1 protein-coding gene is annotated in these 10,965 nt (G+C 64.2%); it reads right to left on the bottom strand.

The features are described from left to right. Positions 1–228: 228 nt before the first annotated feature. Positions 229–10,965: non-ribosomal peptide synthetase (locus AOA59_RS22335; protein ID WP_143522803.1), on the bottom strand; the 10,737-nt coding region annotated here is incomplete at its 5' end.

Genomic DNA, 10,965 nt, shown 5'->3' with positions numbered 1-10,965 from the left:
ACCGTTATCGTCAGGTTTAAAAAAGAGATGGATCGAATACGTGCCCCAGGGCTTTCCACAGGGCTGGAAAACTAAAACATCCACGAGAAGGTGTATGTCATGGGAAGCCGGGACAATGCGGGGGTGACATGCCGATAATTCATGCAGGGAGTCGGGGCTGCGTCACCGCGAGGCCAATGTGGGAGCGCGCAAGCTCGCTCCCACGTGGACCTCAGATCAGACGCTGACTCAAATGCGGCGCTTGCGCTCAAGCGTCGGCACGCTTGATTGCGGCACCACCACGTGCTCCACCTGCCCTACGGCCGCGGCCATTGCAGCCAGCGTCGGTTGCGCGAGCAGCACCCGCAGATCGGCGTCCATGCCTTGCTTGCGCATCTGCTCAACCAGGCTGACCGCCAGCAGTGAATGCCCACCCAGCTCGAAGAAGTGGTCATGCCGCCCCACTTTCTCAACCTTGAGCACGCTCTCCCACAGCCGTGCCAGGGCGACCTCCACCGCTCCCTCCGGGGCCTCGTAGACACGACTGAGCAAGGCGTCCTGGTCCGGCGCCGGCAAGGCCTTGCGGTCAACCTTGCCGTTGCTGGTCAGCGGCAGGCTGTCCAGGCGCACATAGGCGCTCGGCACCATATACTCCGGCAGTTGCCCTTGCAGGCGCGTGCGCAGTACCTCGATGTCCAACGCTTGACGCTCGGTGAAGTAGGCCACCAGACGCTTGTGCCCTGGTTCATCCTCACGGGCCAGCACAATTGCGTCCCTGACCCCGGGGCAACTGGCCAGGCGGGTTTCGATCTCGCCCAGCTCGATACGGAAACCACGGATTTTCACCTGCTGGTCGTTACGCCCCAGGTACTGCAAGGTGCCGTCCGCGCGCCAGGCCACCAGGTCGCCGGTGCGGTACATCAGGCCGGCGTCGCGGAACGGGTCGGCGAGGAATTTCTCCGCCGTCAGGTCCGCACGGTTGAGATAGCCCAGGGCGACACCCTGACCACCGATATACAGCTCGCCGGTCACGCCGAGCGGCACCGGTTGCTGATGGGCATCCAGCACGTAGGCACGGCTGTTGCCGACCGGCCGGCCGATCGGAATGCTACCTTCCTCGGCCGAGGTGATTTCAAAGGTGGTCGAGAAGGTGGTGGCTTCGGTCGGGCCATAGCCGTTGAGCAGGTGCTGCGGTGCGCCGTCCTTGAGTACTCGGGCGATGACACTTGGGTCGAGCACATCGCCGCCGACGATCAGGTAGCGTAACTGCTTGAACACCGGCAGCAACCCTTCGGCGTACTGGTGGAACAAGCCCGCGGTCATCCACAACACGCTGACCGCTTGCTGCTGCAACAGCGCCGCAAAATCGGCCCGAGACAACAGCGTGTCCTGGTCGACCACCACCACCGCTCCCCCGTTGAGTAGCGGCGCCCACACGTCGAGGGTACTGGCATCAAACGCCGGGTTGGAGGCAAAGGCCACACGGTCGTGCTGATTGAAATCGGCATAGCCGTTGTTGATCACCAAGCGCGTGATTGCCCGGTGCGGCACCAATACGCCCTTCGGCGTGCCGGTGGAGCCGGAGGTGTACATGATGTACGCCGCCGTCTCGGCCGATGGCTCCAGTGCCGGGTTGTGCGCGGGCTGGTCGCCAAGCTTCAGCAGGTCCAGGTCGATGCGCGGCACATCGAACACCCTCGCCTGCCCTGTGTTGCTCAACAGCCATGCGGCGTGGCTGTCCTCCAGCATGAACGCCTGGCGTTCGACGGGCGCATTAACATCCAGTGGCACATACACCGCCGCGCACTTGCTGATGGCCAGTTGGCACAGCAGCAGGTCGATCGAGCGCTCCAGCAGCACCGCTACGCTGTCGCCCCCTTGCAGCCCCAGGCTGATCAGATGATGGGCCAGGCGGTTGGCACGTGTGTTCAACTCGGTATAGCTGACCTGCTGTTGGCCATGCACTGCCGCAACGGCTTGCGGTTGTGCTTGTGCCCAGGCTTCGAACACTTGATGGACCGATTGCTGTTGCGGGTAGTCCCGCGGGGTGCCATTGAAGGTCTGCAGCAGCAGCCGGCGTTCATCCTCGGCCAGCAACGACGTGCGGTTGGCGGGTGCATGCGGTGCGTGTTCCAACGTATCGACCAACCCGACCAACGCCGTGCACACATAGCCCAGTACCCGTTGCGCGCCCACCGAACGTGGGGCCAAGGCACTGATGCGGAAGTCTTCGCCCACATCGTCCACCGAGAGGATCAGCGGATAGCTGTTGACCCCTTCGTTGGCGAGCATCTGGATACCTTCCCAGGCCACACGACTGGCTTCGCTGACCGTGCTCGACGCATGACGGTAGTTGAGCAAGGCACTGAACAATGGCGCCGGGGCCGCTACGCCACTGCAGCGTTGGGCCAACGTCAGCGATGCATGCTCATGGGCCACCAACTGGCTCAAGGCGACATGGGTATGCTTGACCGCCGCACTCAGGCTGTCATCGCTCAGGCGCACGCGCAGCGGCAAGGTGTTGATGAACATCCCCATGGAGCGGTCAGCACCGTCACCGGCCTGCAAGCGGCCGAGCAGAACCGTGCCGAACACCACATCATCGCGGCCCGACAGCGCACCGATGACCCGGGCCCAGACCCAGTGATACAGCGCAGCGGCACTGACCCCCAGGTGCCGCGCCTGCCGACGCAAGCGCTGGCTAAGCACCGGGCCCAGCCAATCATCAACCTCTTCGGTGGCATCGCGCTCGCTGTCGATACGTTGCACACCAAACGGCAAGGTCGGTTCATCGACATCACCGAGCATAGTGCCGAAGAACGCCGCGTGTGCCGCCTGGTCATTGCCCTGGCGGGCCTGGGCCACATAGTTGCGGTACGGCACCGAGGCCCCCAGTTGCTGCGCACGCCCGCTCATGTGTGCTTCGATCTCTCCCACCAGCACGCCCATGGACGTTGCGTCGTTGACCATATGGTGGAAGGACAGCATGCCGATCCAGCGCTGGTGCTGCGGGTCATGGGCGAACCCCAGGTGCATCATCGGCGCTTGGCGGATGTCCATGCGGTGTTGACCCAGGCTGAAGTGTTCACGCAACTGCGCCAGCACATCACCGGCCCGCGGGATCAGTTCGTCGAGCCCCAGCGGGGCCTCGCGCCAGACCACTTGCACCGGTGCCTCAAGCTGCTCCCAGAACAGCCCGGTACGCAGGATGTCATGGCGGTCGATCACGTGTTGCAAGGCTTGGACGAATCCGTCCAGGCGCTGGCGACTGTCAAACGCGAACAGTGCATGTTGCTGGTACGGGTCGCCCTGCTCCGCGCTGATATGGTGATACAACAGACCTTCCTGCAATGGCGCCAGGGCATAGATATCCTGCACGTTGGCGACGCCACCGGGGACATGGGCGACGATGCGGTCGATGCTGGCCTGATCCAGCGTGGCCAGCGGCAGCAGGTCCGGGGTGATGCGCGTACAGCCCGCGTCAATACGGTTGACGGGCACCGCCACTTCGTTACCGGCCCCCACCGCCGCAGCGAGTGCCGCCAGGGTGGGTTGGCTGAACAGCACACGTACATCCGCCTGCAAACCTGCCTGGCGCATGCGCTCAACCAGGCCCACAGCCAGCAAGGAATGGCCGCCCAGCTCAAAGAAGTTATCGTGGCGGCCTACCTGCGCAAGCTTCAGCACATCGGCCCAGATCTGCGCGAGTGCGGTTTCCACCTCGCCCTCGGGGGCTTCATAGCCACGGCTGATCAGCGCTTCCAGCCCCGGTTCGGGCAATGCCTTGCGGTCGAGCTTGCCGTTGGCGGTCAGCGGCAGATGGTCCAGGCGTACATACGCGGCCGGCACCATGTACTCCGGCAGGCAAGCTTGCAGGCCGTTGCGCAACGTCTCGACTTGCAGTGGCTGCGTCTCAGTGAAGTAGGCCACCAGGCGCCCTTCGCGGGCCAGTACCACGGCTTCACGCACGTGGGGTTGTTCAGCGAGGCGGGTTTCGATTTCGCCCAATTCGATGCGTACGCCGCGGATTTTCACCTGGTCATCGTTACGCCCCAGGTAATCGAGGGTGCCGTCTTCCAGCCAGCGCGCAAGGTCGCCCGTGCGGTACATGCGGGCCTGCGGGTCGCGACTGAACGGGTCTTTGAGGAAGCGTTCGGCGCTCATCTGCGGGCGGTTCAGGTAACCCCGTGCCACACCGGCACCGGCTACATACAGCTCACCGGCAACCCCCAGGGGCACCGGTTGCTGACGCTCATCCAACAGGTAGACCTGGGTATTGGCCACCGGCTTGCCGATATGCAACACCTGGCCGGCTTCTATACGCCCGGAGGTCGCCACCACAGTGGCTTCGGTCGGGCCATAGTTGTTGACCAGATGGAACCGCTGCGGCGTATTGAACTGACGCAGACGGTCGCCGCCGATCAGCAGGGTCTTGAGGGTCGGATGTTGCAGCGCCTGGCTGAAGGCGTACTCGGCCACCGGCGTCGGCAGGAAGCTGACATCCAGCGGCTGCGCCAGCCACCATCGCAGCAGCGCGTCGATGTCTTCACTGCCGTCATGGGCGGGCGGCAGATGCAGGGTCGCACCGACGCAGAGCGCCGGCCAGACCTCCCAGGCCATGGCATCAAAGCCAAAACCGGCGACGCTCGACGTATGGCTGCCGTGCCCCAGTTCAAACGCATCACAATGCCAGCTCACCAGGTTTTCCAGGGTGCGGTGTTCGACCATTACGCCCTTGGGCAAGCCGGTGGAGCCCGAGGTGTAGATCACGTACGCCAGGTGCGCCGGGGTCAACCCGGCGATGTGCGGGTTGCCTTTGGACGGGCCTTGCCACAGGCGCCGGTCCAGTTCCATCACCGGCACGGTCAAGGTCGGCAAACGTTGCGCCAGCGCGGGCTGAATCAGCACAGCCACCGGTGCGCTGTCGTCGAGCAGGTAACGCAGGCGCTCGGCCGGGTGCGCCGCATCGATGGGCACGTAGCACGCGCCCGCCTTGAGAATCGCCACCAGCCCCACCAGCATTTCCAGGCTGCGCTGGGCGCAGATCGCCACGCGATCGTCGGGTTGCACGCCAAGTTCGATCAACTGGTGCGCCAGTTGGTTGGCTTGGCGGTTCAGCTCGCTGTAGGTCAGGCTCTGCCCCTGATACACAGCGGCCAGCGTATGCGGGTACAGCTCGACCTGGCGTTCGAAACGCTGGTGAATGGTCTGGCCGTGGGCATAGTCGACACGCGTATCGTTGAATCCGCCGAGCACCTGTTGACGGGCCTCGGCCGGCAAGATCGACAGGCTGTTGAGTGCGGTCTGCGGCGCCTGCTCCAGGGCCTCGACCAGTTGCTCGACGACGCGGTTCACGTAGGCACAGATGCGTTGCGCGCCCATGGACGCCAGTGCCAACGCGCTGAGGCTGAAGGCCTCGCCCAAATCGTTGACGCTCAAGGTCAACGGGTAGTTGGAGCGCTCCCGTGCCTGTAACAGCTCCATGCCTTGCCAGGCACGCAGCGACGCTTCGCTGACTTCAACGGCGTTGGCCGGGGTGTGGCGGTAGTTGAACAATGCACTGAACAACGGCAACGATTGCGGCACGCCGCTGCAACGTTGCACCTGGGCCAGCGAAGCCAACTCATGGGCGAGCAAGCCAGACAGGCGTGCATGGGTGGCCTTGACGGCCTCCTGCACGCCCTGATCGGTGATATCGACCCGCAGCGGCAAGGTATTGATAAACATGCCGAGGGCCCGGTCGGCACCCTCGCCGCCTTGCAGGCGGCCCATCATCACAGTGCCGAACACCACGCGTTCGGTACTGGAAACCACTCCCAGCACCCGCGCCCAAGCCAAATGAAACAGGCTGGCGGGGCTGACCCCGTTTTTACGCGTTACGCTGCGCAGACGCCGGCTCAGGCCCGCATCCAGGGTCAGGTCGACCTCATCGATGTCGTAACCGTCGTCACGTACGTCCTGCTGGGCGAACGGCAGAGTCGGCTCGTCGACATCGCAGAGCATGTCGCGAAAGAACGTCTCGTGTTCCTGCTCGCGGCTGGCCAGGCGGGTCTGTACCACGTAGTTGCGGTAAGGCACCGAGGCGACCAACTCATCCCCTTTGCCGAGCAGGAACGCCTCCATTTCGCGCCACACCACGTCCATAGCCATGTGGTCCATGATGGTGTGGTGGAACAGCAGCGTAGCAACGATGCGCCGGCCAGCCTCATCATCGGCGTACACCAGTTGCATCAGCGGCGCCTGGGTCACATTCAAGCGATGCCGGCGCGGGTCAACGTGCGCGGCCAGTTGCGCGGCGATGTCGCCGCCACGCGGGTCGAACTGCACCGCCCGGATGATCATCTGCGCCTGGCGCCAGACCACTTGCACCGGCTGTTCCAGACCTTCCCAGACGAAGCTGGTGCGCAGCACATCGTGGCGGTCGATGACCTGTTGCAACGCCTGGGCAAATTGCTGCAGACGTGCCGGGTCGGCAAACGCGAACTGGCCCTGTTGCACATACAAGTCGCCCTGTTCGGCGCTGATGTGGTGGTAAAGGATGCCTTCCTGCAGCGGTGCCAACGGGTAGATATCCTGCACATTGGCGGCACCGCCAGCGACGGTGGCGACAATGCGATCGATGCTGGCCTGATCAAGTGTCACCAGCGGCAGCAGCTGCGGGGTAATGTGCGTGCAACCGTCCGGGATAACGTTGGACGGCACCTGGATCTCACGCCCGCTGCCCACGGCAGCGGCCAGCGCCGCCAGGGTTGGCTGGTTGAACAACACACGCACGTCGGCGTTCAGGCCGGCCTGGCGCATGCGGCCAATCAGGCCGACGGCCAGCAGCGAATGCCCGCCCAGTTCGAAGAAGTGATCATGACGACCCACCTTCTCGACCTTGAGCACATCGGCCCAGATCTGCGCCAGCAGGGTTTCGACCGCACCCATCGGTGCTTCATAACCCCGTGCGATCACCGACTCCATCCCCGGTTCCGGCAGGGCTTTGCGGTCAAGCTTGCCATTGGGGCTCAACGGCAAGGTCTCCAGCACCACGTACGCCTGCGGCACCATGTACGCCGGTAAATACTGCTGCACCTGCTCGCGCAAGGCTTCGATATCCAGGGCAGACGCCGCCTCATGCAGCGTGAGATACGCCACCAGGCGCTCGTCACGCACCACTACCACGGCTTCGCACACGTCGGTGTGCGCCAACAGGCAGGTTTGGATTTCCCCCAGTTCGATGCGCAAGCCGCGCAGCTTGACTTGATCGTCATTGCGTCCCAGATATTGGAGGCTGCCGTCGGACAGGTAACGCACCAGGTCACCGGTTTTGTACAAGCGTCCAGTGCCGGTGAACGGGTCTGCCAGGAAGCGCTCGGCCGTCAGGTCATCGCGCCCCAGGTAGCCGCGGGCGACACCGGCGCCGCCGATATACAACTCGCCCGCGACCCCCAACGCCACCGGTTTCAGGCCTGCATCGAGCACATAGGCCCGCGCGTTGGCGATCGGTTTGCCGATCGGCACCGACTCGACCGGCAAGTGGCCGTCGCAGGTCCACGAGGTACTGTCGATGGTGGCCTCGGTGGGCCCATACAGGTTGACGATACCGTGAGTGGTCAGTGCCCGAGCTTGCATCGCCAGCTGGGGCTCCAGTGCTTCGCCGCCGCTGAACAGGTAGCGACATTGCACGCCGCTGGCCGGCAGTTGCACCAGCAGACGCAGCAGGCTCGGCACGAACTGGGCGACGCTGACCTGTTGTTCCACCATAGTCTGCGCCATCTGCTCAACGTCCCGCGAGGCGTGTGCCGGCAACAGCACAAGCCGCGCACCGATGGCCAGTGGCGTCCAGATTTCCCAGACCGAAGCGTCGAAAGCCACCGAGGTGCGTTGCAGGATCCGTTCATCGGCATCGAAGCCAAAGGTACGGGTCTGCCAGGTGATGTGGTTGACCAGCGAACCATGCTCGACCATCACGCCTTTAGGGCGCCCGGTAGAGCCCGAGGTGAAGATCACGTAGGCCAGGTGATTGGGCCCGGCCACGGTGGCCGGGTTGTGCAGCGGTTGCGCACGTAACCGCGCGTCGTCCAGGTCCAGCAGCGCGATACCGCTGTCTGCCAGTACTGCGCGGGTTTGAGCCTGCACCAGCACGGCCAGCGGCTGGCTGTCTTGCAGGGTCAGTGCCAGGCGTTGCGACGGATATTGCGGGTCAAGTGGCACATAGGCGGCGCCCGATTTGAGAATGCCCAGCAGCCCGACGATCATCGCTGGGCTGCGCTCCATGCAGATCGCCACCCGGGCATCGGCCTGCGCGCCGAGGCTGCGCAGGTGATGCGCCACCTGGTTGGCCTGCTCGTTGAGTTGGCGGTAGCTCAGCGTTTGGTCACCCAGCACCACCGCCACGGCGTGCGGCGTGTGCAAGGCGTGTGCCTCGATCATCTGCACCACGGTCAGGTCCCGTGGGTACTCGGCGTCAGTGGCGTTGAAGTCCACGGTCAACTGGCGAGTTTGCTTCGGCGAGAGCATCGACAGATGCTCGAGCGCCATCTGTGGCGTTTGCTCCAGGGCCTCGACCAACTGTTCGAGCAGGGTCGCGAGGTAACCGCAGATCAACTGCGGGTCCACCGACGCGACCGTCAACGCATCCAGGCTGAAGTCTTCACCCAGGTCATTGACGCTCAGGCTGACCGGGTAGTTGGTACGTTCTTCGGACGCCAGGAAGCGCATACCGCGCCAGGCCTGCTCCATCTCGGCCGTCAGCGTGGTGTGCGCCGCCGGCGTGTGACGGTAGTTGAGCAATGCACTGAACAGCGGTGTCGATTGCGCCACCCCGCTGCAACGCTGCACCAGGGCCAGCGACGCATGCTCATGCCCCAGCAGCCCGGTCAGGCGCGCATGGGTCGCCTTGACCGCAGCCTGCACGCCCATCCCCGTGATATCGACCCGCAGCGGCAAGGTATTGATAAACATACCCAGTGCACGGTCGGCGCCGTCGCCACCTTGCATACGGCCCATCAATACGGTGCCAAACACCACGTTGCGGGTGTCGGACACACTGCCCAACACCTTGGCCCACGCCAGATGAAACACGCTGGCGGCGCTGACACCCAGAAGCCGTGCCCGTGTGCGCAGGCGCCGGCTCAATGCGGCGTCCAGGGTCAACGAGGCTTCACGGATGGCGTGCCCCTCGCCCTGTACATCCTGCAAACCGAACGGCAACGTCGGCTCGTCGATATCACCGAGCATGTCACGGAAGAACATCTCGTGTTCTTGTTCACTGAGACCCAGGCGCGCCTGGGCCACATAGTTGCGGTACGGAATCGCAGGCGCCAGGGGTTCGACCTGCCCCAGCAGGCTGGCCTGCATTTCCTGGCTGACCACCTCCAGGGCGGTATGGTCCAGGGCCAGGTGATGGAACAACAGGATGGCGACCACGCGTTGATGGGCGCGGTCCTCGGCATACACCAGGCGAATCAGCGGAGCCTGGCTGACCTCGAGGCGGTAATGCCGGGCGTCAAAGCGCCCATGCAGTTGCGCCAGAATGTCACCGTCCGCTGGGTCCAGGTCAATCCCTTGCACCGGCAATTCGGCATTACGCCACACCACTTGCGCCGGGCTGGCCATGTCTTCCCACACAACGGCCGTACGCAGGATGTCATGACGGTCGACCACCTGCTGCAGCGCCTGGGCAAATGCCTGCAGCCGCTCGACGTCGTCGAACTCCAATTGCGATTGCAGCAGGTACGGGTCGCCCTGCTCGGCGGTGATGTGGTGATAGAGAATACCTTCCTGCAACGGCGCCAGGGCGTAAATGTCCTGCACATTGCTCACGCCGCCCGGCACGCTGGCAACAATGCGATCGATCGCCGCTGGGTCCAGTTGGGCCAGGGGCAGCAGGTCCGGGGTGATATGCGTGCACTCGGGGGTAATCAGGTTGGCCGGCACGGCCACCTCGCGCCCTGAGCCGACGGCGGCGGCCAGTGCCGCCAAGGTCGGTTGGCTGAACAATACGCGCACGTCGGCGCTGAGCTCGGCGCGGCGCATGCGTTCAATCAGGTTCACGGCCAGCAGTGAATGACCGCCCAGTTCGAAGAAGTTGTCATGCCGCCCGACCTGCTCAACCTTGAGCACATCGGCCCAGATCTGCGCGAGCACCTTCTCCACCTCGCCTTGCGGCGCTTCGTAGCCACGGCTGAGCAAGGCGTCCTGATCGGGTGCAGGCAAGGCTTTGCGGTCGACCTTGCCGTTGTTGGTCAGCGGCAAATGCTCCAGGCGAACGTAGGCGGCAGGCACCATGTAGTCCGGCAATTGCGCGTGCAGATGGTCACGCAGCGCCTGAAGGTCGACACTGTCGCGCTCAGTGAAGTAGGCCACCAGGCGCTTGTGCCCCGGCTCGTCCTCACGGGCCAGCACCACAGCGTCCTTGACCTGGGGGTGCTCGCTCAGACGTGCCTCGATCTCGCCCAGCTCGATACGGAAACCACGGATTTTCACCTGTTGGTCGTTACGCCCCTGGTACTGCAAGGTACCGTCCGCGCGCCAGGCCACCAGGTCGCCGGTGCGGTACATCAAGCCCGTGTCGCTGAACGGGTCGGCGAGGAATGTTTGCGCCGTCAGATCGGCACGGTTCAGGTAGCCGAGGGCAACGCCCTGACCGCCGATATACAGCTCGCCGGTCACGCCGACCGGCACCGGTTGCTGATGGGCATCCAGCACATAGGCACGGCTGTTGCCGACCGGCCGGCCAATCGGGATGCTGCCCTCCTCGGCCGAGGTGATTTCAAAGGTGGTCGAGAAGGTGGTGGCTTCGGTCGGGCCATAGCCATTGAGCAGGTGCTGCGGCGCGCCGTCCTTGAGTACTCGGGCGATGACACTTGGGTCGAGCACATCGCCGCCGACGATCAGGTAGCGTAACTGCTTGAACACCGGCAGCAACCCTTCGGCGTACTGGTGGAACAGGCCGGCGGTCATCCACAACACGCTGACCGCTTGCTGCTGCAACAGCGC

Source organism: Pseudomonas sp. 2822-15, from assembly GCF_002742515.1.
GTDB classification, from domain to species: Bacteria; Pseudomonadota; Gammaproteobacteria; order Pseudomonadales; family Pseudomonadaceae; genus Aquipseudomonas; species Aquipseudomonas salomonii.
Note: the sequence above shows the minus strand (reverse complement) of the source record. Positions and strands in the feature narration are given on the sequence as shown.